This is a genomic window from Lysinibacillus sp. FSL W8-0992 (assembly GCF_038008685.1).
Lineage (GTDB): Bacteria > Bacillota > Bacilli > Bacillales_A > Planococcaceae > Lysinibacillus.
In genome coordinates this window covers 487,396-510,843 of sequence record NZ_JBBOZQ010000001.1, presented here as the reverse complement: position 1 = coordinate 510,843, position 23,448 = coordinate 487,396, and the positions used below count along the sequence as shown (strand labels likewise).

Sequence of the window (23,448 nt, the reverse complement as noted above, 5' to 3'; positions counted from 1 at the left end):
CGGTATGAAAACACCAACAACGATTCGTGCACCAAGGGGAACAGTGCTCTCTTGTAAAGGATGGACACAAGAGGCGGCAATGCGCATGCTGATGAATAATCTGGATCCTGAAGTTGCGGAAAATCCTGATGAGCTCATCGTATATGGAGGCATAGGTAAAGCAGCACGGAACTGGCAAAGCTACGAACAAATCATAGCCTCTTTAAAAGAATTAGAGAATGATGAAACTCTTCTTATTCAATCAGGAAAGCCAGTAGCTGTCTTCCGTACACATGAACATGCACCACGCGTCTTAATAGCCAATTCAAACTTAGTGCCTGCATGGTCGAATTGGGAGCATTTCTACGAGCTAGAAGACCGTGATTTAATGATGTATGGTCAAATGACAGCTGGTAGCTGGATTTATATTGGTGCTCAAGGGATTTTACAAGGAACATATTTATCGTTTGTAGAGGCTGGGAAGAAAGTGTTTGGGACTGCTGATTTACGTGGTAAATTCATTCTTACTGGTGGTATGGGCGGCATGAGTGGTGCACAGCCTTTAGCTGGGAAAATGGCTGGTGCAGTCATTTTAGTCGTTGAGGTGGAACGTGCGCGCATAGAACGCAAAATAAAAGAGGGCTATTGTGATTATCTTGTTGAGACAGTGGATGAGGCAATTGCGTTAGTCAATAAATTACGTGATCAGCAAGAGCCTGCCTCTATTGGTCTTGTCGGCAACTGCGCAGATATTAATCGGGAGCTATTGAATCGAGGGATTATTCCGGATTTTGTGACAGACCAAACATCTGCACATGACCCGATTAATGGTTATGTACCGAATGGCATGACCTTTGAAGAAGCGTTAGAATTACGCAAAAATGATGTTAAAACATATGAGCAAAAGGCAAAAGAAACGATGGCAGAGCATGTTCGTACAATGCTTGAATTTCAACAGGCTGGTGCAGAAGTATTTGATTACGGTAATAACATCCGTGCTTATGCGAAAGAGATGGGTGTCACGAATGCCTTTGACTTCCCAGGCTTTGTGCCAGCATATATTCGTCCTCTGTTTTGTGAGGGTAAGGGGCCATTCCGTTGGGCAGCCCTTTCTGGAAACCCAGAGGATATTTATAAAACAGATGCTTTAGCAAAGGAAATGTTTGCGGAAGACGAAGGGCTTGTCAATTGGATTGATATGGCGCAAAAAATGGTGAAATGGCAAGGGCTACCTGCGCGTATTTGCTGGTTAGGCTACGGTGATCGTCATCGCTTTGCATTGAAGGTCAATGAAATGGTAGCGAATGGTGAGTTATCTGCACCAATTGTTTTTGGTCGCGACCATTTAGATTCTGGCTCTGTGGCATCGCCAAATCGTGAAACAGAAGGAATGCTTGATGGCTCAGACGCTGTATCAGATTGGCCGATTTTAAATGCACTTGTCAATACGGCGAGTGGAGCAAGCTGGGTTAGTGTCCACCATGGCGGAGGCGTAGGAATGGGTTATTCTCAGCACGCAGGTCAAGTGTTAGTGGCAGATGGCTCAACGCTAGCAGCTGAGAAAATTGCACGCGTGTTGATTTCCGACCCTGGAATGGGCATTGTACGCCATGCTGATGCAGGCTATGAAATTGCCATTAATACGGCAAAGAACAAAGGTGTCCGTATGCCGATGTTAAAGGATGATGTGAAATGACCATTTTGATTAAAAATGCGAATGAAGTCATTACGTTAAAAAACACAGTACAAGGTCCTCGGATAAAAGAACAAATGCGAGATATCGCAGTAATAGAAAATGCCAGTGTACTGTTGCAAGAAAATCGTATAGTCGCTGTTGGGTCTTATGAGCAGTTAGCAATAGATTTTCCGCATTTAGTAGAGGTAGCGGATGTTATTGATGCCACTGGGAAGATTGTGATGCCTGGTTTAGTGGATTGTCATACGCATTTAGTACATGGTGGTACACGTGAGCAGGAATTCAATATGCGACTTAATGGTTCCACTTATATGGACATTATGAATGCTGGTGGCGGCATTCATGCTACGACAAAGCGTACACGAGAAACAAGTTTTGAAGTGTTATATGAAAAGACGATGCAACATTTAGATGTATTTTTAAAGCATGGTGTGACAACCGTTGAGGCAAAATCGGGCTACGGTTTAGATTGGGAAACGGAAAAGAAACAATTGGAGGTAGCGAAAAAGCTACAAGACACACATGCTGTAGACGTCATCAGTACCTTTATGGGCGCACATGCGGTGCCGCGTGATTTTAAAGGTCGCGAAGATGAATTTGTCGATGTTGTTATTCATCATATGTTGCCAAAAGTGGCAGAACTAAAGCTCGCAGAATTTAACGATGTATTTTGTGAAAAAGGGGTATTTACTCCACTGCAATCCCGACGTATTTTAGAGGCTGGCAAAGCGCTTGGGCTGACACCGAAAATACATGCTGACGAAATAGAGCCTTATAATGGAGCGGAGTTAGCTGCTGAAGTGGGAGCCATCTCGGCAGAACATTTGTTAGTAGCCTCTGATGAAGGAATTCAAAACATGGCTACAGCTGGTACGATTGCGGTATTGCTACCTGGAACTGCCTTCTTCTTGCGCGCGCCATTTGCGAGAGGGCGTTTGATGATTGATGAAGGGGTACCTGTAGCTATATCAACAGACTTTAATCCGGGTTCATCTCCGACAATGAGTTTGCCATTTATTATGAATTTAGCTTGTATGCATATGGGTTTGACACTAGAGGAAGTGTTAACTGCTACGACGATTAATGCTGCTTGTGCACTTAACAGAGGTCATGAAATTGGGACACTTGAAGCAGGGAAGCAAGCTGACGTCATCATATTGGACGTTGCTAATTACAAGCAACTACAATATTTTTACGGCATGAATCATACGCATACTGTTATTAAAAAAGGGCAAGTCGTAGTACGTGAGGGCATTCTTTTATAGTAACAAAGGTATTGGATGCGATATTAATAGTAATTGTGCATTTATTTACAAATTAAATATTACAGAAAAAGCATAAATAGGGAGAGATCCGTTATTTATGCTTTTTTTCGTATAGAATATAGTTGTTACTATAGATAGAAGGGAATGTTTAACGTGCAGCTTACATTAACATTTCTTATTTTAGGAATGACGATTTTTGCATTTATGACAAATCGAGTGCGCGCTGATTTTGTTGCTATCGTGTCACTTCTCGCATTTGTTATCGCTGATATTTTAACACCTGCGGAAGCTTTAGCAGGCTTTTCAAATTCAGTTGTTCTTATGATCGCGGGACTTTTTGTTGTTGGCGCGGGTATATTGCGTACAGGGCTTGCGGCAATGGCTGGACAATTATTAATGAAATGGTCGGGGAATAGTGAGTTAAAGCTATTTGTATTATTGCTCATTATTGTAGGCTCTGTAGGTGCCTTTATGAGTAATACGGGGACAGTCGCCTTAATGATGCCTATTGTTGTGAGTATTGCAATTAGTATGAAAGAAAGTCCTTCAAAGTTTTTGCTACCACTTTCTTATGTAGCTAGTCTATCGGGGTTAATGACGTTAATTGCATCTCCACCAAATTTAATTGTCAGTCAGCTTTTGGTCGATCGTGGCTATCAGAAGCTAGGGTTTTTTGAGGTAACACCCATTGGCATTGTTGGGATGATTGCGGGAATTTTATATTTGGTGCTCGTGCGCAATATATTGCTACCACATGATAAAAATAAAACACAAACATCTTCTGGTTACAAGCTCTCGCCAAAGAAAATTGTTAAACAATATGATTTAAACAATCGACTGTTTAAAATGTTTGTGCCTGAAGATTCTACCATTATCGGCATATCACTAGCAGAATTAAAGCTTCCTGCAAAATACGCGCTCTGTATGATGAAAATTCAACGTAAATCACAGGATGGTATCAATTTACTCCCTATGACTTATCAAGAAATGGCGGGTCCAACAAGTGTTATACATGCCTTAGATGAACTCTATGTACAAGGTGAGGAAGAGGATATTGCTTGCTTGGCTGCAGATTATGGCTTAGTGATGCAGGAATTAACAGAGAATGAGGCAGATGAATTAGTAACAAAGCACCTTGGTATTGCGGAGGTCTTATTAACACCAAATTCTAGTTTCATTAATGAAACAGTAAGTTCACTTGGATTCCGTGAAAAGTATAATCTCAATATTATTGGTATTAACCATAGAGGTGGCTATAAGCTACAGGATATGGTTAAGCATAAGTTGAAATTTGGGGATGCCATTTTAGTGCAAGGTGCATGGGATGAAATTTTAGTGCTTGCTAGAGAGACGCAGGATGTTGTTGTAGTTGGTCAGCCGAAGGAGCATGCGAGTGTTGCGGCAGCTACTGGTAAGGCTGGTATAGCGGGTGCGATTATGTTATTGATGGTTGGATTAATGGCGTTTGAAGTTTTTCCGGCTGTGATTTCCGTTATGATAGGAGCGGTTTTGATGATTATAACGGGCTGTTTGCGAAATATGGAAGATGCGTATAGTAATATAAATTTTGAAAGTATTGTGCTCGTCGCGGCGATGCTTCCAATGGCAACCGCACTAGAGAAAACAGGCGGAATGGTTATTTTATCAGATGGTATTATTGATGCTCTCGGTAGCTATGGTCCATATGGGGTGCTGATAGGGATATATATATTAACAGTAATTTTTGGCCAATTTATTAGTAATACGGCAACTGCTGTTCTGTTTGCGCCAATTGCTATGAATGCAGCGATTGCAATGGATGCAAACCCTACAACATTTATGATTGGTGTAGCTGTTGCAGCGAGTATGGCGTTTGCCACGCCAATTGCCTCCCCAACCAACGCACTTGTTATGACGGCGGGTGGCTATAAATTTATGGATTTTGTAAAGATTGGCGTACCGTTACAAGTTGTTATGTTTATTGTAATGATGCTAGCAGTTCCATTCTTCTTTCCGTTTTAAATGTTATGTTTTGCTGAATTTCAGACGTTAGCCATTGATGATCTGAATATATGCTGTCTGCTGTGGTTTTCGTTATGCCACAGTGGACAGCAAACAGCAAATGTTTGAAAAAAAGTAATAGACGCAAAAGAAAGAATGGCTATATCAGTAGAAGGAAAATCGAAATTGGTATGGGAATAGCTACGTGATGGTGGGATTTTTTTATACGAACACGTTCTAGAAAAAATGAGGAAGTAATCTTAACGAAAAAAGATATTCAAAATATATTACGAAAATATCCTTTATATATTGTGTAGCTGTCCTTATTAGCATACGAGGTAAACGAGGCTCCAACGTGTATGTAAAATACAAATATACAAAAACCTATATATAGGAAGGTTCTCATGTAAACTTAAAAAACAATGATACTATTAATAGCTTACTAATGAAGTTTTTTTTATAAATTAATATTTTTTGTAGAAAAACACTTGCAGAGATTGTAGAATCGTGATAAATTATTACTTGTCGCTAAGACGACTCAACAATAAGTACTACAAGCTTTAAATAACATCATAAAAAAGTGTTGACATTAACACTTTAGAGTGATAAGATATAAAAGTTGTCGCTTCTAAAACGAGAAAAACATCTCGAAAAAAGTTGTTGACAAAGAATATCGAAAATGTTATTATATAAAAGTTGCTGAAAACAAAGTGCAACGAAATGAACCTTGAAAACTGAACAAGCAAAACGTAATCAATATAGTTTTTACTAGCTAACTTCGTTAGTGAACGAAACAAAATTTTGGACATCAAAATTGATGCCAGCAAAACAATTTGAGCTAATCAAATTTCTTTTATGGAGAGTTTGATCCTGGCTCAGGACGAACGCTGGCGGCGTGCCTAATACATGCAAGTCGAGCGAACAGATAAGGAGCTTGCTCCTTTGACGTTAGCGGCGGACGGGTGAGTAACACGTGGGCAACCTACCCTATAGTTTGGGATAACTCCGGGAAACCGGGGCTAATACCGAATAACTTGTTGTCTCTCATGAGACAATTCTAAAAGACGGTTTCGGCTGTCGCTATAGGATGGGCCCGCGGCGCATTAGCTAGTTGGTGAGGTAACGGCTCACCAAGGCGACGATGCGTAGCCGACCTGAGAGGGTGATCGGCCACACTGGGACTGAGACACGGCCCAGACTCCTACGGGAGGCAGCAGTAGGGAATCTTCCACAATGGGCGAAAGCCTGATGGAGCAACGCCGCGTGAGTGAAGAAGGATTTCGGTTCGTAAAACTCTGTTGTAAGGGAAGAACAAGTACAGTAGTAACTGGCTGTACCTTGACGGTACCTTATTAGAAAGCCACGGCTAACTACGTGCCAGCAGCCGCGGTAATACGTAGGTGGCAAGCGTTGTCCGGAATTATTGGGCGTAAAGCGCGCGCAGGTGGTTTCTTAAGTCTGATGTGAAAGCCCACGGCTCAACCGTGGAGGGTCATTGGAAACTGGGAGACTTGAGTGCAGAAGAGGATAGTGGAATTCCAAGTGTAGCGGTGAAATGCGTAGAGATTTGGAGGAACACCAGTGGCGAAGGCGACTATCTGGTCTGTAACTGACACTGAGGCGCGAAAGCGTGGGGAGCAAACAGGATTAGATACCCTGGTAGTCCACGCCGTAAACGATGAGTGCTAAGTGTTAGGGGGTTTCCGCCCCTTAGTGCTGCAGCTAACGCATTAAGCACTCCGCCTGGGGAGTACGGTCGCAAGACTGAAACTCAAAGGAATTGACGGGGGCCCGCACAAGCGGTGGAGCATGTGGTTTAATTCGAAGCAACGCGAAGAACCTTACCAGGTCTTGACATCCCATTGACCACTGTAGAGATACAGTTTTCCCTTCGGGGACAACGGTGACAGGTGGTGCATGGTTGTCGTCAGCTCGTGTCGTGAGATGTTGGGTTAAGTCCCGCAACGAGCGCAACCCTTGATCTTAGTTGCCATCATTTAGTTGGGCACTCTAAGGTGACTGCCGGTGACAAACCGGAGGAAGGTGGGGATGACGTCAAATCATCATGCCCCTTATGACCTGGGCTACACACGTGCTACAATGGACGATACAAACGGTTGCCAACTCGCGAGAGGGAGCTAATCCGATAAAGTCGTTCTCAGTTCGGATTGTAGGCTGCAACTCGCCTACATGAAGCCGGAATCGCTAGTAATCGCGGATCAGCATGCCGCGGTGAATACGTTCCCGGGCCTTGTACACACCGCCCGTCACACCACGAGAGTTTGTAACACCCGAAGTCGGTGAGGTAACCTTTTGGAGCCAGCCGCCGAAGGTGGGATAGATGATTGGGGTGAAGTCGTAACAAGGTAGCCGTATCGGAAGGTGCGGCTGGATCACCTCCTTTCTAAGGATATTTTCGGAATACAAACCTTGGGTTTGTAAGATTACGTTTTGCGTTCAGTTTTGAAGGTTCATCATTACGATGAAATACTTCAAAACTTGTTCTTTGAAAACTGGATAAAACGACATTGAAATTGTAACAAACACATTTATTTTTAAATTAAGTTTTTTAGGCTTAATAACTAATAATAGGGTTTCAAGACACAAGCAGTTCTAGGAAGCAATTGAGTGAAAGAAGGAGCGTACTTACGTACGTGACTGACTGAACGAAAGAAGCTGACAACGAAATGCGCAGTGGATTGGAAGCCGTTGAAGGTTAAGTTATTAAGGGCGCACGGCGAATGCCTTGGCACTAGGAGCCGAAGAAGGACGGCACTAACACCGATATGCTTCGGGGAGCTGTAAGTGAGCTTTGATCCGGAGATTTCCGAATGGGGGAACCCACTACGTTTAATCGCGTAGTATCTTGACGTGAATACATAGCGTCTTGAAGGCAGACCCAGGGAACTGAAACATCTAAGTACCTGGAGGAAGAGAAAGAAAAATCGATTCCCTGAGTAGCGGCGAGCGAAACGGGAAGAGCCCAAACCAAGAGGCTTGCCTCTTGGGGTTGTAGGACACTCTATACGGAGTTACAAAGGAATGAGTTAGATGAAGCGACTTGGAAAGGTCCGCCAGAGCAGGTAAAAGCCCTGTAGTCGAAAGTTCATTCCCTCCAGAGTGGATCCTGAGTACGGCGGAACACGTGAAATTCCGTCGGAATCCGGGAGGACCATCTCCCAAGGCTAAATACTACCTAGTGACCGATAGTGAACCAGTACCGTGAGGGAAAGGTGAAAAGCACCCCGGAAGGGGAGTGAAAGAGATCCTGAAACCGTGTGCCTACAAGTAGTTAGAGCCCGTTAATGGGTGATAGCGTGCCTTTTGTAGAATGAACCGGCGAGTTACGATTACGTGCGAGGTTAAGCTTTATAAGGCGGAGCCGCAGCGAAAGCGAGTCTGAATAGGGCGAATTAGTACGTGGTCGTAGACCCGAAACCAGGTGATCTACCCATGTCCAGGGTGAAGGTGAGGTAACACTTACTGGAGGCCCGAACCCACGCACGTTGAAAAGTGCGGGGATGAGGTGTGGGTAGCGGAGAAATTCCAATCGAACTTGGAGATAGCTGGTTCTCTCCGAAATAGCTTTAGGGCTAGCCTCGTGATGAGAATACTGGAGGTAGAGCACTGTTTGGACTAGGGGGCCATCCCGGTTTACCGAATTCAGACAAACTCCGAATGCCAGATATTTATACACGGGAGTCAGACTGCGAGTGATAAGATCCGTAGTCAAAAGGGAAACAGCCCAGACCACCAGCTAAGGTCCCAAAGTAATCGTTAAGTGGAAAAGGATGTGGCGTTGCACAGACAACCAGGATGTTGGCTTAGAAGCAGCCATCATTTAAAGAGTGCGTAATAGCTCACTGGTCGAGTGACGCTGCGCCGAAAATGTATCGGGGCTAAACGATTCACCGAAGCTGTGGATTGACATCTACGATGTCAGTGGTAGGAGAGCGTTCTAAGTGCGTTGAAGTCAGACCGGAAGGACTGGTGGAGCGCTTAGAAGTGAGAATGCCGGTATGAGTAGCGAAAGACGGGTGAGAATCCCGTCCACCGTATGACTAAGGTTTCCTGAGGAAGGCTCGTCCGCTCAGGGTTAGTCGGGACCTAAGCCGAGGCCGATAGGCGTAGGCGATGGACAACAGGTTGATATTCCTGTACCACCTCCTCACCGTTTGAGAAATGGGGGGACGCAGTAGGATAGGGTAAGCGCGCCGTTGGTTGTGCGCGTCCAAGCAGTAAGGCGTGTGTGTAGGCAAATCCGCACACTATAACGTTGAGCTGTGATGGCGAGTCCGTATGGACGAAGTTCCTGATTTCACACTGCCAAGAAAAGCCTCTATCGAGGTGAGAGGTGCCCGTACCGCAAACCGACACAGGTAGTCGAGGAGAGAATCCTAAGGTGTGCGAGAGAACTCTCGTTAAGGAACTCGGCAAAATGACCCCGTAACTTCGGGAGAAGGGGTGCTCTTGAGCGTGCAAGCGCACGAGAGCCGCAGTGAATAGGCCCAGGCGACTGTTTAGCAAAAACACAGGTCTCTGCAAAACCGTAAGGTGACGTATAGGGGCTGACGCCTGCCCGGTGCTGGAAGGTTAAGAGGAGTGGTTAGCGCAAGCGAAGCTGCGAATTGAAGCCCCAGTAAACGGCGGCCGTAACTATAACGGTCCTAAGGTAGCGAAATTCCTTGTCGGGTAAGTTCCGACCCGCACGAAAGGCGTAACGATCTGGGCACTGTCTCAACGAGAGACTCGGTGAAATTATAGTACCTGTGAAGATGCAGGTTACCCGCGACAGGACGGAAAGACCCCGTGGAGCTTTACTGTAGCCTGATATTGAATTTTGGTACAACTTGTACAGGATAGGTAGGAGCCAGAGATCTCGGAGCGCCAGCTTCGAAGGAGGCGTCGGTGGGATACTACCCTGGTTGTATTGAAATTCTAACCCATGCCCCTTAGCGGGGCAGGAGACAGTGTCAGGCGGACAGTTTGACTGGGGCGGTCGCCTCCTAAAAGGTAACGGAGGCGCCCAAAGGTTCCCTCAGAATGGTTGGAAATCATTCGTAGAGTGTAAAGGCACAAGGGAGCTTGACTGCGAGACCTACAAGTCGAGCAGGGTCGAAAGACGGGCTTAGTGATCCGGTGGTTCCGCATGGAAGGGCCATCGCTCAACGGATAAAAGCTACCCCGGGGATAACAGGCTTATCTCCCCCAAGAGTCCACATCGACGGGGAGGTTTGGCACCTCGATGTCGGCTCATCGCATCCTGGGGCTGTAGTCGGTCCCAAGGGTTGGGCTGTTCGCCCATTAAAGCGGTACGCGAGCTGGGTTCAGAACGTCGTGAGACAGTTCGGTCCCTATCCGTCGTGGGCGTAGGAAATTTGAGAGGAGCTGTCCTTAGTACGAGAGGACCGGGATGGACACACCGCTGGTGTACCAGTTGTCTTGCCAAAGGCATCGCTGGGTAGCTATGTGTGGACGGGATAAGTGCTGAAAGCATCTAAGCATGAAGCCCCCCTCAAGATGAGATTTCCCATTACGCAAGTAAGTAAGATCCCTCAAAGACGATGAGGTAGATAGGTTCGAGGTGGAAGTGTGGTGACACATGGAGCTGACGAATACTAATCGATCGAGGACTTAACCAAAAAAGTTTGAAACATTCAATGAAACGTTTATCCAGTTTTGAGAGAATAAGTTCTTTCAACTGAATAAGTGAAGTGATGATGGCAAAGAGGTCACACCCGTTCCCATACCGAACACGGAAGTTAAGCTCTTTAGCGCCGATGGTAGTTGGGGGCTTCCCCCTGTGAGAGTAGGACGTCGCTTCGCTTGTTTTTTTACGTGGAGGATTAGCTCAGCTGGGAGAGCATCTGCCTTACAAGCAGAGGGTCGGCGGTTCGAGCCCGTCATCCTCCACCATTTTATAAACTTAAAGTAATATTGTCGCGGGGTGGAGCAGTGGTAGCTCGTCGGGCTCATAACCCGAAGGTCACAGGTTCAAATCCTGTCCCCGCAACCAAATTATGGTCCCGTGGTGTAGCGGTTAACATGCCTGCCTGTCACGCAGGAGATCGCCGGTTCGATCCCGGTCGGGACCGTCTTTATTTGCCGGTGTAGCTCAGTTGGTAGAGCAACTGACTTGTAATCAGTAGGTCGTGGGTTCGACTCCTATCGCCGGCACCAGCCCTTGGAGGGGTAGCGAAGTGGCTAAACGCGGCGGACTGTAAATCCGCTCCTTAGGGTTCGGCGGTTCGAATCCGTCCCCCTCCACCAGTTTTATTTAATAGGGGCATAGTTCAACGGTAGAATAGAGGTCTCCAAAACCTTTGGTGTGGGTTCGATTCCTACTGCCCCTGCCAATTTTTTTTAGATTAAACTACTGTTATAGTTCATATGGCGGTTGTGGCGAAGTGGTTAACGCACCGGATTGTGGTTCCGGCATTCGTGGGTTCGATTCCCATCAGTCGCCCCATATAATAATATTGGGGTATAGCCAAGCGGTAAGGCAACGGATTTTGATTCCGTCATGCCCTGGTTCGAATCCAGGTACCCCAGCCATTTTTTATTCATAATATGAGCCATTAGCTCAGTTGGTAGAGCATCTGACTTTTAATCAGAGGGTCGAAGGTTCGAGTCCTTCATGGCTCATCATATTTGCGGGTGTGGCGGAATTGGCAGACGCACTAGACTTAGGATCTAGCGCCGCAAGGCGTGGGGGTTCGACTCCCTTCACCCGCATCATTTATTTTAATTACATAATTGCCAGGATAAATAATCTTATGCACATGCGGAAGTAGTTCAGTGGTAGAACACCACCTTGCCAAGGTGGGGGTCGCGAGTTCGAACCTCGTCTTCCGCTCCAAATGTGCCGGGGTGGCGGAACTGGCAGACGCACAGGACTTAAAATCCTGCGGTAGGTGACTACCGTGCCGGTTCGATTCCGGCCCTCGGCACCATTTTTTTAATATTAAGCGCCCGTAGCTCAATTGGATAGAGCGTCTGACTACGGATCAGAAGGTTGTGGGTTCGACTCCTGCCGGGCGCGCCATAAAAAGATAAGATAGACAGTAACGGAATGTAGCTCAGCTTGGTAGAGCACTTGGTTTGGGACCAAGGGGTCGTAGGTTCGAATCCTGTCATTCCGATCATCTTTTAAAATTGGGGCCTTAGCTCAGCTGGGAGAGCGCCTGCCTTGCACGCAGGAGGTCAGCGGTTCGATCCCGCTAGGCTCCACCATATTTATTTCCGGAGGTATACCCAAGTCTGGCTGAAGGGATCGGTCTTGAAAACCGACAGGCGGGTAACACCGCGCGGGGGTTCGAATCCCTCTACCTCCTCCATTTTCTTTATTCGGGTCAGTAGCTCAGTTGGTAGAGCATTAGATTGAAGCTCTAAGTGTCGGCGGTTCGATTCCGTCCTGACCCATCTTTTTTTGCGGGTGTAGTTTAATGGTAAAACCTCAGCCTTCCAAGCTGATGTCGTGAGTTCGATTCTCATCACCCGCTCCAAAGAGGGCCTATAGCTCAGCTGGTTAGAGCGCACGCCTGATAAGCGTGAGGTCGATGGTTCGAGTCCATTTAGGCCCATATAGAAATTATTCCGAAGTAGCTCAGTTGGTAGTAGCACCTGACTGTTAATCAGGTTGTCGCAGGTTCGAGTCCTGCCTTCGGAGCCATGGCCCCTTGGTCAAGCGGTTAAGACACCGCCCTTTCACGGCGGTAACACGGGTTCGAATCCCGTAGGGGTCATCTAGTAAAGCATGTAGCATAGTGTTGCTACATGCTTTTTCTTTGTATTTTTTCGAGTTATTTACTTAGTTCTTATAAAATTTTGATGAAGAATTTTCGACTGTCGGTATAAATTTGAACAAAGTATTTCATATATAAAAGATGTATGTTTTCTGATGGATTTTTTCGTGGTGAATTTATTTCTATTCATCTAATATGAGGTTAGATGGAGGAAAACGACATGAAACTACAAGAGATACAACGTTTTTTAACACTTTATCAAATGGAACAAAATGAGTCTGCACAATGGCTAACAAATAGATTACAGCAAGTTGAAAAAGAGGGAGTATATATTCCTTCAACAGAGGAGCTTACTTTTGGTGCACGAGTAGCCTGGCGTAATAGTAATAAATGTATCGGAAGATTATTTTGGCACTCACTGCATGTTGAGGATGCACGCGATGTTTTATATGAGCAAGGCATATTTGAGAAGTTGCTACATCATATTCGGTTTGCAACAAATGGCGGTAAAATTCGTCCAACGATAACGGTATTTGCATCTGGAAGAGTAAAGATTTGGAATCATCAGCTTATACGTTACGCAGGCTATGAGACGGAAGCTGGTATCGTTGGTGATCCACATTCTGTGCCATTTACAAAAGTATGCGAATCACTAGGTTGGCAGGGTGAAGGAACAGCATTTGATGTACTACCACTCGTTATACAGGTGGATAACCGTAAACCTCAATTATTTACAATTCCACGTGAAGATGTATTGGAAGTTGCAATTCGCCATCCTGAGCATCCGCAGGTGGGGAAACTAGCGTTGAAATGGTATGCAGTGCCGATTATTTCAAGCATGCGCTTTCAAATGGCAGGTATTGATTTTCAGGCAGCTCCTTTTAATGGTTGGTATATGGGAACAGAAATTGGGGCACGCAATTTAGCTGATCATGATCGTTATGATATGTTACCGAAGATCGCTGAAATTTTTGGTCTCGATACAACAAAGCAGGCATCGCTTTGGCGTGATCGTGCATTAGTTGAATTAAATATTGCTGTTCTGCATTCCTTTAAAGAAGATGGTGTAAGTATAGTCGATCATCATACTGCTGCACAGCAATTTAAGCTATTTGAAGAGGCTGAGCAGAAGGCAGGCCGTGACTTAACAGGCAACTGGACTTGGTTGATTCCACCGTTATCTCCTGCAACGACACATATTTTTCATAAGCCTTATGTCAATGTTTATAATACACCAAATTATTTTTATCAGAAACCGCATTACTAAATGTAAAGAGGCAGCTCATAGTATGATGAGCTGCCTTTTTTAATTTATATATTCATTTCTAGAAGCTCTAAACGAACAGAAGAATAGTAATGCCGCAACGACAACAAATAGCCATCCAGCTGTATCCCAGCCGCCAAATAAATCATGTAAGTAACCAAATAAAATAGGACCTACTGCGGCTAATAAATAGCCTAATGATTGTGCAAAGCCAGATAAATCAGCTGCCTCAAATGCCGTATGTGTACGAAGTGTAAAGAACATCATTGCAAGAGAAAATGAAGCACCACCTGCTAAACCTAGCAATATCATCCACAGTACAGCAAGACTAGTCCATTCCATGACAAGGCCAGTAAAGCCGATGAAATAAAATGCAGTAAACATTAAAACGAGGGGTCGCTGTGATGTCATTTTACTAGCGATAATTGGTACAGCTAAAGCCATAGGTACTTGTGAAATTTGCATGATGGAAAACATCCAACCTGCACGATCTGCGGCTATTCCTTGGGCAATATAGATTTCTGGAATCCAAGCTGCAGTTGTATAAAATAATAATGATTGAAAGCCCATCGCGCCCGTGACTGCCCAAGTAACTGGTGATTTCCACAATGGTATACGTGCTTTCGTAGTGGCTACAGTTGGTTCAGGCTTATTAAATTTTAATTGTGGAACCCAAATTAAAATCGTCACTACGACAAGAGCTAGAGCGATTGCAAGTGCACCTTGCCAGCCAAGAGATGCATTGGCTATGGGATAACTAATACCAGCGCCAATTCCAGCGGTTAAGTTCATGGACATTGTGAAAAATGCCATCAGTAATCCAACATGATAAGGGAATTTCATTTTAAGTAGCCCTGGAATAAGGACGTTACCAAATGAAATAGCTACACCTATTATCATTGTACCAAATACGAGTAATCCTGTTGTTCCAAGTGAACGCAACACAATTCCTAGTGCTAATAAAATCGTTGATATAAATAGTGTTAATTCAAGACCCAGTTTCCTTGCTATTACTGGGGCAATAGGTGACACTAGCGCGAATGCAAGCAATGGAATGGTTGTTAGAAAGCCTGCAAGTACGTTAGATATACCGAGATCCTCACGAATGAAGGAAATAATTGGTCCTACAACCGTTAATGGCATACGTAATGTCGAAGCAAGAAAGATTACACCGATGACTAATAGAAGCGTTGTGCCCTTCCAGTTAATCTTTCTGCTAGGATAAGTAGATTCCTCGTTAGTTGTCAAAATAAGTACCTCCCTGATAGAACAATTATAATTCGAACCACTATAACACTTTAACACAATAATAAAAATAGTAGAATATTCATAAAATACAGAACATTAATCGTATTATTGAAATGTCTTAGGTCGTATGTTAAACTAAGAAACATCATAAATTTAATAATTATATGCCTCATGTTTGTATTGAGGTAGAGGTCGCGGTATTTATAAGTAAGCTAATGGAGATGACAAGCATTGAAGATGTTAGCTGAAAGGAAATATTGCCGAAGTGTGAGGGGACTTGAAAACCTCATGCTGGGGCTGTCTCCGAAAGGAACAGAACTGTCACGTTGGACAACGTGTTGTGCTATCATTTTTAAGAAACAGAGGATTTACTTAGCCATCACAACGTTCATGTGATGGCATTTTTTTGCCTCTTAGAAAAGGAAGGAAGCTTTAACGTGAGTGAGATAAAAACTAATCAGCTCGGTCATAAAGCACCAGAGTTGAAAAAAGAATTAAAAAGCCGCCATATTACAATGATTTCGTTAGGCGGTACGATTGGAACTGGGCTATTTCTAGCAAGTGGTGGTGCAATAGCGCAGGCTGGACCAGGTGGTGCACTTCTTGCTTATGCATTAATCGGCATTATGGTGTACTTCTTAATGACAAGCTTAGGTGAAATGGCAGCTTATATGCCTTCATCAGGTTCATTTAGTACGTATGCAACAAAATTTGTAGATCCAGCGCTTGGCTTTGCGCTTGGCTGGAACTACTGGTATAACTGGGCGATTACAATTGCCGCTGAAATTGCAGCAGTTTCTCTTATAATGAAGTACTGGTTCCCAGACAGCTCTTCGGCACTATGGACAGTCATATTTATTGCGATTGTACTAACATTTAATTTACTATCTGTAAAAAGCTATGGTGAAAGTGAATATTGGTTCGCAATGATAAAAGTTGTGACTGTTATTGTTTTCATTATCGTCAGCCTATTGATGATTTTCGGTATTTTAGGTGGACAAGCTCCTGTAGGCTTTACGAATTTCTTTATAAGTGATGGACCATTCCACGGTGGCTTCCTTGCTACATTCGGTATATTTCTAGCAGCAGGTTTCTCGTTCCAAGGGACAGAGCTATTAGGGATAACTGCTGGGGAAACTGATGATCCTGGTAAAAATATTCCGAAGGCTGTTAAGTCCGTCTTCTGGCGTATTATTTTATTTTACATTTTAGCCATTGCAGCTATTGGGATGTTAATTCCATTTACAGATGCTCGTTTATTATCTGAAGATATTGCTGTTTCACCATTCACATTAGTGTTTGATCGCTTAGGAATTGCCTTTGCTGCTTCATTAATGAATGCCATTATTTTAACGGCGATGTTGTCTGCTGGTAATTCAGGATTATATGCATCATCACGTATGTTATGGCAATTAGCAGTAGATGGACATGCACCTAAGATTTTCGCTAAGCTAAGCCGTCGCGGAATTCCAATTTACGCATTACTGCTGACATTAGCAGTAGGTTGCTTAGCATTTTTAGCATCATTCTTTGGTGATGGCGTTGTCTATATGTGGCTTTTAAACGCATCTGGGATGTCAGGCTTTATTGCATGGCTTGGTATTGCCTTTAGTCATTACCGTTTCCGTAGAGCTTTTGAAGCACAAGGCATAGACCCAAAATTACTACCATATAAAGCAAAGCTATATCCATTTGGGCCACTCTTTGCATTTACAGTGTGTATGATTGTTGTAATTGGTCAAAACTACACAGCTTTCACAGGCGATTCAATTGACTGGTACGGCGTTCTTGTTTCATATATCGGTATACCGCTGTTTATCGTCTTGTGGTTAGGCTATAAAATAAAACATAAAACTAAAATGATTCCACTGCAAAAGTGTGATTTAAAAGTAGAAAAATAGAAATAAAAGCTGTCCTATTAGTTTATAGGGCAGCTTTTATTTATTTGCCGTTGATTTCCGTTGTGTGCGGCGCTGGAGTGTGATTTTAGCTTGGTAAATTGTTTGAGAATTGTTTGAGTGCCTGTCACTTTAAAAAAAACATATGGTAAGCTATATAGAGACAGGATAAAAATGTAAAACTGTTCAAGCAGATGGGAATTAAAGATAATGCTTTATTGAGAAGAGGTGCCTAACATGCAAAAACATATATTACTTGTTGAAGACGATGAGGACATCCGAGAAATGGTCGACAAGTTTTTAACAATGGAGGGCTTTGCCGTTACATCCGTTACAAATGGTGAAGAAGCAGTGCAAATTTGTTTAAGTAAAACGTTTGATTTAGTTATTTTGGATATTATGATGCCTAAACTAGATGGATTAGAAGTGTTAAAAATAATTCGAGAAAAAGAAGCGCTACCTATTATTATGATGTCAGCAAAAGACAGTGATGTAGATAAAGCATTAGGTCTTGGATTAGGAGCGGATGATTATATTGCAAAACCATTTTCAATGTTGGAATTTTCAGCGCGTGTGAAAGCTGCAATACGAAGGGCTACACAATATTCAAGCTCGATGGAGGAAACGAAGGTGACATTGACTATCGGTAACTTGGTGATTGATATCGTTAATTTCTCAGTTGAAAAAGACCAACAACAGGTGAAACTAACTTCAAAGGAATTTGCGATTTTAAAGCTATTTATCACAAATCGTAATCGCGTATTTACTAAACAGCAAATCTATCAACTCATATGGAATGATGAATATTATGGTGATGAAAATATTATTAATGTGCATATAAGAAGATTGCGAGAAAAAATTGAAGATGACCCTTCCAACCCAAAGTATATTAAAACACTTTGGGGAATTGGCTATAAATTAGAGGGCTAGGCGTATGATACTATTTTTATCTACCATTATTCTTTTTCTCTTAACAATCATTCTTTTGCAGCTGAAAAGAAAACGTGAGCAAAACGTTACGCTCAAATATATGCACACCAAACTAAAAGCTATTATAAACGAACAATCAAACGAGAAAATTTTAGTTGCTACATCGAATCAAGAACTACAGCAACTGCTTACTACTATAAATGCATTACTGAATGATACGCACAAAATATTAGCCAAACATCGAAAAACGGAAAGTTCAATGAAAAAGATGCTTGCCAATATTTCGCATGATTTAAAAACGCCGTTAACAGTTGTGCTAGGCTATACAGAAATGTTGCAGCTACAACATTCGCTAAAAGATGCAGAACAAAATCGCTTACTTTCAGGAATCCATTTAAAAACGGAGGAAGTATTGAAGCTTATTCATACATTTTTTGATTTGGCAAAAATTGAAGCGGGCGATACAGAATACCCAATAACAAAAGTAAACGTAAGTGAAATATGCCGCAAAAATATTTTGTCATTTTACGATATGGTGATGTCGGTAGGCCTTCATATAGACATTAACATACCTGAAACACCGATTTATGCTCTAGGCAACGAGGATGCGTTAGAAAGAGTGTTAAACAATTTAATCGCCAATGCGATTGCTTACGGGGCTGAAGGTCGTGTAATTGGGCTAACAGTAAGAAATGACGCTACCGATGTTTATATTGATGTCTGGGATTGTGGGAAAGGTATTGATGAATATCATATAGACAGCGTATTTGAAAGGATGTATACGCTTGAAGACTCAAGAAATAAATCATTTCAAGGTAGTGGGCTAGGTCTAACGATAACAAAGCGACTTGTAGAAATAATGAATGGTACAATCCAACTGAAAAGCATCCCTTATGAAAAGACGGTTTTTACGATTTCATTAAAAAGAATGATGTACTAATCTAGCCCTGCCTGTAGAGCTAAAAATGCTCTAGAGGCTTTTCTTCTTCTCTTAAGGAATTTGTAAGAATCAAGTAATAAAATAGAGAGTTTTACTTCTTATAATAAAGAAAGCCACAAATGAGGGAGAGGTTTAAATGGCGTATATTGTAAAAACAAATCAGCTTACAAAAGTTTATGATGGAAACGAAGTGGTTTCTACAGTCGATATGCATGTTAAGAGAGGAGAGATATATGGTTTTTTGGGTCCAAATGGAGCGGGGAAAACAACGATTATGAAAATGTTAACTAATCTGGCCAAACCGACAAGTGGGGAAATTGAAATCTTCGGTGAAAAATTAACGGAACGGTCGTACGAAGTGCTAAAAAGAATGGGCACAATCATTGAATATCCCATTTTCTATGAAAAGTTAACAGCACAAGAAAACCTTGAATTACATTGCGAATATATGGGTTATTACGATAAAAATGAAATCGGCCATGTTCTCGATTTAGTAAAGCTAACGAATGTGGATGGCAAAAGAGTAAGGGATTTTTCGTTAGGAATGAAACAACGTTTAGGTATTGCACGTGCAATAATGACTAAACCAGAGTTGCTAATTTTAGATGAACCTATTAATGGTCTTGATCCAGTTGGTATAAGAGAGCTAAGAGAATTATTCAAGATGTTAAGTAAAGAATATGGCATTACGATTATTGTTTCCAGTCATATTTTAGCTGAAATTGAGCAAATGGCTGATACAATTGGGGTCATTAATAATGGCAGGTTAATTGCTGAAGTTTCGATGGAGCATGTAAGGCATAGCCAAACAGATTTTATTGAACTAATTGTCAGTGAGGGAAAAAAGGCTGCCTTTATTTTAGATAGTCAATTACGCATCACCAATTTTAAATGCATTGATGAGCGCTGTATTCGAATATACGATATGTCCGTTTCACAAAAAATACTATCCAAAACGTTAATAGAACATGATATTGAAATTGAAGAGATTAGTAGGAAAACAAGTTCTTTAGAGGATTATTTCTTGAAGTTAATCAATGGAGGTGGTATCCATGCTTAATTTAATGCGTTTAGAAATGAAAAAAAACCATTTAGGCTCGTATGTGACAGCTGCTATTATTGCCAATGTCGCTATATTAGGTTTTATGTTTATGATTTTAGTTATTTCAAAAATAGAAGGTGACGCTGGTTTAGAAAACTATCCTATCGCTTTAACAGTCATTGATTCTTTTGTAAGATGTGTATTTATTATTTTTGCGGCTACATTAATTGCGAAACTTATTATTGGCGAATATAAAAATAAAACAATAATAACTGCATTTATGTATCCTATAAATAGAAAAAAACTAATCGCAGCAAAGCTTGCCATTGTTATATTATTTACATTTAGCGCTATTATCCTTTCAAATATATTTATTACAGTGATTTTTCTTATGATTAGCGAGAACTTTCAATTAATCCCAGATACATTGACAAATGCAATGATTATACAGCGCATTCCTTCAGTAGTAATGAATGCTGTAGCGGCATCCAGTATGGCCCTTATTCCATTGTATTTTGGTATGAAAAAATACTCCGTGCCAACAACAATACTGTCATCTCTTTTAATCGTGATGGTTGTTTCTTCAAATACGGGCACTTTTTCATTGAATGATATTATCGTAATCCCAATAACATTAGCGATTATAGGTATAGTTATTGCCTATTTAGCAATTCGCAATATCGAAAAGGTAGATGTTTAATAACATAAGTAAAGCCCCTGTATGAAAATACCATACAGGGGCTTTAAAAAGGCCTGGGGAAGCCTGACGAACCTTATTTATTAATTATTCTCAGGTACATTAGACGTTGCATAGACGTCTACAGAAAGCTTGGCAGGTGCCGTTAATTTAGCAAAGCTAATATACAATAGGAATGAAACCGCACCACCAACAATCCATGCAATATCTAATCCATCTAGCATTTTTGCAATAGGTCCCACATATAACTCCGTATTAATAAATGGAATTTGAATAAAGATGGTTAACAAGTAAATAATCATTGTTGGTATATTAATTTTCCCGAAAATGCCATCCTTTTTGTTGAACTCATCTGGAGGATAATGGACTCTCTTTAACATATAAAAATCAGTTAATGTAATCATACTCCACGGAATGATAAAGAATAATATAAATCCTAAGTATAATTGGAAATTAGCCATAAAATTGCTAGAGCTCCAAGTGGCAATAAGGGCAATAATGACACCAATTGCAATGGAAGTAATTGTGCGCAGTCTAGCAGATGTTTTAAACGTTAAAAAGTTACTCGCAATCGATAAAATAATAATACCTGCTCCATAAATATTTAAGGAGTTAATAACAAGGACACCAAGAGATAACAGTAATGCAATGATGAAACCTAATGAGCCCATATCTTTAATTTGTGCCATAACATTACCATTCACAACCATAGTGGCAATAGCAGCACCTAAAACCATCAACCAAACTGAACTTGCAAAGCTTCCAAGATAACTATAAGTAAATACCTTTTTAGATTGTGATGGATGGATAAATCTCGAATGGTCAGACACATACGGACCATACGTAATTTGCCATGTTACACAAATGGAAGTCATTAATAAAAACTGGCTGAAAGAAAAATTACCTGCATTTAAAAGATCCATTGAAACATTCGCTAAAATCATAATAGATAAAATAATAAATACCACTGTAAAGCCAATTGTATAGATTTTCATCGACTTTTGAAGTAAGCCTTGTCCAAAAATCGCTAGAAGCACCATTGGAATAAGACTTACGATAACCGTTACATTCATATTAAGGCCGAGTGTTTCCTGCATGCCTTGTCCGACTAACACGGTATTGGTTGCGCCGTAGCCTAAATACATGATCAGAATGATTAGCATAGGCAAGATAGCCCCGAAGTAGCCGAATTGTGCTCTACTTTGTACTACTTGTGGTAAACCTGCTTTAGGGCCAGTAGCAGAATGGAGTGCCATAATTGCAGCTCCAATGGCGTGTCCTAATAGGATAGCAACGAGTGACCACCAAAAATTTAACCCTAATACGATAGCTAGAGATCCTGTTACAAGTGTTGTAGAAACTGTACTTGCGGCAAACCATGTGAAAAATAGCTCTTTGGCAGTGCCATTACGCTGTTCTAAAGGAATATGTTCATAACTAATTTCCTCGATAGAATTGCTCATAGATACCCTCCCTCTTATTAATTATTTTCAATATAATAATAGTGTTTTAAATTTAAACAGTTACTTTTAAAGATGGCCAGTAAGCCGATTGAATTGAAATGACTTCATTAATTGCTTTCTTTTCTACTTCGTTTACAAAGTCAGGATACCCTTGGGAATCTTGGAATGGATCTTCTACATCGCTTTTCACACCACATAATTCTTCAATAATGCGCAATGTACAAAATGGAACATAAGCGTTACTGTAACCACCTTCATGACAAAAGACGATTTTTCCATCTGTATGCTTGTTTGCTAAGTTCATCATGATTTTCGTTAAATCTGCAAAGCCTTCAGCAGTCATGTTCATACGTCCAAGTGGATCGAACATACCTGGATCTTGTCCAGCAGAAATAATGATTAGCTCTGGTTTATAATCGTTCACGATTGGCTCCACAATAGACTTAAATGCTTCAATATAGCCTGCATTTCCTGTACCTGGAGGAAGCGGAATGTTCACGTTAAATCCTTTTCCGTCAGCCTCACCTACGTTCTCTGCATAACCTGTATTATTAGGGAAACTTAAATGCTGATGAACTGAGAAGAATAAAACACCATCAGTGTCATAGAATGCACTTTCTGTTCCATTACCATGGTGAACGTCCCAATCTAACACCATAACTCTTTCTAAATTGTATTTTTGCTTTGCGTATTTAGCAGCAATGGCAACGTTATTGAAAATACAGAAGCCGATGCCTTTTGCAGCTTCTGCATGATGGCCAGGTGGGCGAGTTAATGCATAAACATTATCGACTTCACCGTTCATCACAACATCCACAGCTTTTAAAGCGCCACCAGTTGAAAGTAAAGCAATTTCATATGATCCTATACCAACAATGGCATGATCTCCAGCGTCTCCACCAGTTGTATCGCTTAAATGCTTAACTTTATCTACATATTCCTTTGTATGGAACATTTCAATTTCCTCACGCGTTGCAGAACGTGGCTCAATTTGTTCTAATTTTTTCATTAGGCCACAACGATTAAGTAAATTATTAATTCGTCTCTTTGTTGAAGGATGTTCGACAAACACATCTGTTTCTAAGTAACCACCCGAAGGTAAATATAATGTTCCGCTTCCGTTGTCGTGCCAGAAATAACTTTCGTCAAAAATATAACCTGTTTTCATCATCAATTCCGCCCCTTTGATTAAAAAATAATACCGATTTGCACCTTGTAACACCCCTTATCAAGGTGGAAAATGGTACTTACAGTTATGAAAATACTAGTTGAGGGAGATTTTTTCTTAAAATGAATTTCAG

At 41.8% G+C, this 23,448-nt stretch carries 12 protein-coding genes, 21 tRNA genes, 3 rRNA genes and 1 riboswitch; of the genes, 33 read left to right on the top strand and 3 right to left on the bottom strand.

Translation table 11 applies throughout. From position 1 onward, the window contains the following. Nucleotides 1-4 precede the first annotated feature (4 nt). From hutU to NSQ74_RS02295, 28 genes are all read left to right on the top strand, one after another. Nucleotides 5-1,675 carry a urocanate hydratase gene (hutU, locus tag NSQ74_RS02430; protein WP_340821324.1) on the top strand — a complete coding sequence of 557 codons (1,671 nt, stop codon included), beginning with the start codon at nt 5-7 and terminating at the stop codon, nt 1,673-1,675. Beyond that, nucleotides 1,672-2,940, top strand: a complete 1,269-nt coding sequence (hutI, locus tag NSQ74_RS02425; protein ID WP_340821323.1) for an imidazolonepropionase — start codon at nt 1,672-1,674, stop codon at nt 2,938-2,940. The genes hutU and hutI overlap by 4 nt, the downstream gene beginning before the upstream one ends. 144 nt (nt 2,941-3,084) lie before the next feature. Continuing rightward, entirely contained in the window at nt 3,085-4,941 is a 1,857-nt protein-coding gene (locus tag NSQ74_RS02420; protein ID WP_340821322.1) for an SLC13 family permease, read from the top strand. 831 nt (nt 4,942-5,772) lie between these two features. Then, a 16S ribosomal RNA gene (locus NSQ74_RS02415) occupies nt 5,773-7,324 on the top strand. A 310-nt stretch (nt 7,325-7,634) separates the two neighbouring features. Continuing rightward, nucleotides 7,635-10,562: ribosomal RNA gene (locus NSQ74_RS02410) — 23S ribosomal RNA — on the top strand. 68 nt (nt 10,563-10,630) lie between these two features. Beyond that, a 5S ribosomal RNA gene (gene rrf, locus NSQ74_RS02405) occupies nt 10,631-10,746 on the top strand. The 16S, 23S and 5S rRNA genes sit together here with 21 tRNA genes alongside, the layout of an rRNA operon. A gap of 14 nt (nt 10,747-10,760) precedes the next feature. Next, a tRNA-Val gene (locus NSQ74_RS02400) sits at nt 10,761-10,836 on the top strand. Nucleotides 10,837-10,861: 25 nt separating this feature from the next. After that, nucleotides 10,862-10,936: transfer RNA gene (locus NSQ74_RS02395), tRNA-Met, on the top strand. Nucleotides 10,937-10,942: 6 nt separating this feature from the next. After that, nucleotides 10,943-11,015, top strand: a tRNA-Asp gene (locus NSQ74_RS02390). A gap of 9 nt (nt 11,016-11,024) precedes the next feature. Beyond that, nucleotides 11,025-11,100: transfer RNA gene (locus NSQ74_RS02385), tRNA-Thr, on the top strand. 6 nt (nt 11,101-11,106) lie between these two features. Beyond that, nucleotides 11,107-11,190 (top strand) — tRNA-Tyr (locus NSQ74_RS02380). A 12-nt stretch (nt 11,191-11,202) separates the two neighbouring features. After that, nucleotides 11,203-11,276 (top strand) — tRNA-Trp (locus NSQ74_RS02375). Between the two features lie 37 nt (nt 11,277-11,313). Beyond that, nucleotides 11,314-11,389 (top strand) — tRNA-His (locus NSQ74_RS02370). Nucleotides 11,390-11,400: 11 nt separating this feature from the next. After that, nucleotides 11,401-11,475 (top strand) — tRNA-Gln (locus NSQ74_RS02365). A gap of 17 nt (nt 11,476-11,492) precedes the next feature. Beyond that, nucleotides 11,493-11,565 (top strand) — tRNA-Lys (locus NSQ74_RS02360). 8 nt (nt 11,566-11,573) lie between these two features. Then, nucleotides 11,574-11,655, top strand: a tRNA-Leu gene (locus NSQ74_RS02355). 49 nt (nt 11,656-11,704) lie between these two features. Continuing rightward, nucleotides 11,705-11,779: transfer RNA gene (locus NSQ74_RS02350), tRNA-Gly, on the top strand. A gap of 5 nt (nt 11,780-11,784) precedes the next feature. Beyond that, nucleotides 11,785-11,873 (top strand) — tRNA-Leu (locus NSQ74_RS02345). Nucleotides 11,874-11,888: 15 nt separating this feature from the next. Then, nucleotides 11,889-11,965, top strand: a tRNA-Arg gene (locus tag NSQ74_RS02340). Between the two features lie 23 nt (nt 11,966-11,988). Next, a tRNA-Pro gene (locus tag NSQ74_RS02335) sits at nt 11,989-12,062 on the top strand. A 15-nt stretch (nt 12,063-12,077) separates the two neighbouring features. Beyond that, a tRNA-Ala gene (locus NSQ74_RS02330) sits at nt 12,078-12,153 on the top strand. A gap of 11 nt (nt 12,154-12,164) precedes the next feature. Continuing rightward, nucleotides 12,165-12,257 (top strand) — tRNA-Ser (locus NSQ74_RS02325). Nucleotides 12,258-12,269: 12 nt separating this feature from the next. Beyond that, nucleotides 12,270-12,342 (top strand) — tRNA-Phe (locus NSQ74_RS02320). Between the two features lie 9 nt (nt 12,343-12,351). After that, nucleotides 12,352-12,425, top strand: a tRNA-Gly gene (locus tag NSQ74_RS02315). Nucleotides 12,426-12,429: 4 nt separating this feature from the next. Then, nucleotides 12,430-12,503 (top strand) — tRNA-Ile (locus tag NSQ74_RS02310). Between the two features lie 12 nt (nt 12,504-12,515). Then, nucleotides 12,516-12,592: transfer RNA gene (locus tag NSQ74_RS02305), tRNA-Asn, on the top strand. A 1-nt stretch (nt 12,593) separates the two neighbouring features. Continuing rightward, nucleotides 12,594-12,665 (top strand) — tRNA-Glu (locus NSQ74_RS02300). Nucleotides 12,666-12,885: 220 nt separating this feature from the next. Then, entirely contained in the window at nt 12,886-13,932 is a 1,047-nt protein-coding gene (locus NSQ74_RS02295; protein ID WP_340821321.1) for a nitric oxide synthase oxygenase, read from the top strand. 39 nt (nt 13,933-13,971) lie between these two features. Here the strand turns inward: NSQ74_RS02295 and NSQ74_RS02290 are convergent, their stop codons facing one another. Beyond that, nucleotides 13,972-15,177 carry a CynX/NimT family MFS transporter gene (locus NSQ74_RS02290; RefSeq protein WP_340821320.1) on the bottom strand — a complete coding sequence of 402 codons (1,206 nt, stop codon included), beginning with the start codon at nt 15,175-15,177 and terminating at the stop codon, nt 13,972-13,974. Between the two features lie 178 nt (nt 15,178-15,355). Then, nucleotides 15,356-15,531: riboswitch (Lysine riboswitch) on the top strand. 83 nt (nt 15,532-15,614) lie between these two features. Between NSQ74_RS02290 and NSQ74_RS02285 the strand changes: the two genes are divergently transcribed. From NSQ74_RS02285 to NSQ74_RS02265, 5 genes are all read left to right on the top strand, one after another. Beyond that, nucleotides 15,615-17,078, top strand: a complete 1,464-nt coding sequence (locus NSQ74_RS02285) for an amino acid permease (protein ID WP_340821319.1) — start codon at nt 15,615-15,617, stop codon at nt 17,076-17,078. Nucleotides 17,079-17,312: 234 nt separating this feature from the next. Next, nucleotides 17,313-18,005 (top strand): response regulator transcription factor, encoded by a 693-nt coding sequence (locus tag NSQ74_RS02280; RefSeq protein ID WP_340821318.1) that lies wholly within the window; start codon nt 17,313-17,315, stop codon nt 18,003-18,005. Between the two features lie 4 nt (nt 18,006-18,009). After that, nucleotides 18,010-18,945 carry a sensor histidine kinase gene (locus NSQ74_RS02275; RefSeq protein WP_340821317.1) on the top strand — a complete coding sequence of 312 codons (936 nt, stop codon included), beginning with the start codon at nt 18,010-18,012 and terminating at the stop codon, nt 18,943-18,945. Between the two features lie 136 nt (nt 18,946-19,081). After that, nucleotides 19,082-20,005, top strand: coding sequence for an ABC transporter ATP-binding protein (locus tag NSQ74_RS02270; RefSeq protein WP_340821316.1), 924 nt, complete (start codon nt 19,082-19,084; stop codon nt 20,003-20,005). Then, nucleotides 19,998-20,687, top strand: a complete 690-nt coding sequence (locus NSQ74_RS02265) for an ABC transporter permease (protein ID WP_340821315.1) — start codon at nt 19,998-20,000, stop codon at nt 20,685-20,687. The genes NSQ74_RS02270 and NSQ74_RS02265 overlap by 8 nt, the downstream gene beginning before the upstream one ends. Before the next feature lie 80 nt (nt 20,688-20,767). Here NSQ74_RS02265 and NSQ74_RS02260 read toward each other — a convergent pair whose 3' ends face one another. Together NSQ74_RS02260 and NSQ74_RS02255 are read right to left on the bottom strand one after the other, a co-directional pair. Next, entirely contained in the window at nt 20,768-22,147 is a 1,380-nt protein-coding gene (locus tag NSQ74_RS02260) for a purine-cytosine permease family protein (RefSeq protein ID WP_340821314.1), read from the bottom strand. Nucleotides 22,148-22,199: 52 nt separating this feature from the next. Next, entirely contained in the window at nt 22,200-23,318 is a 1,119-nt protein-coding gene (locus NSQ74_RS02255; RefSeq protein WP_340821313.1) for a class II histone deacetylase, read from the bottom strand. Between the last annotated feature and the right edge of the window lie 130 nt (nt 23,319-23,448).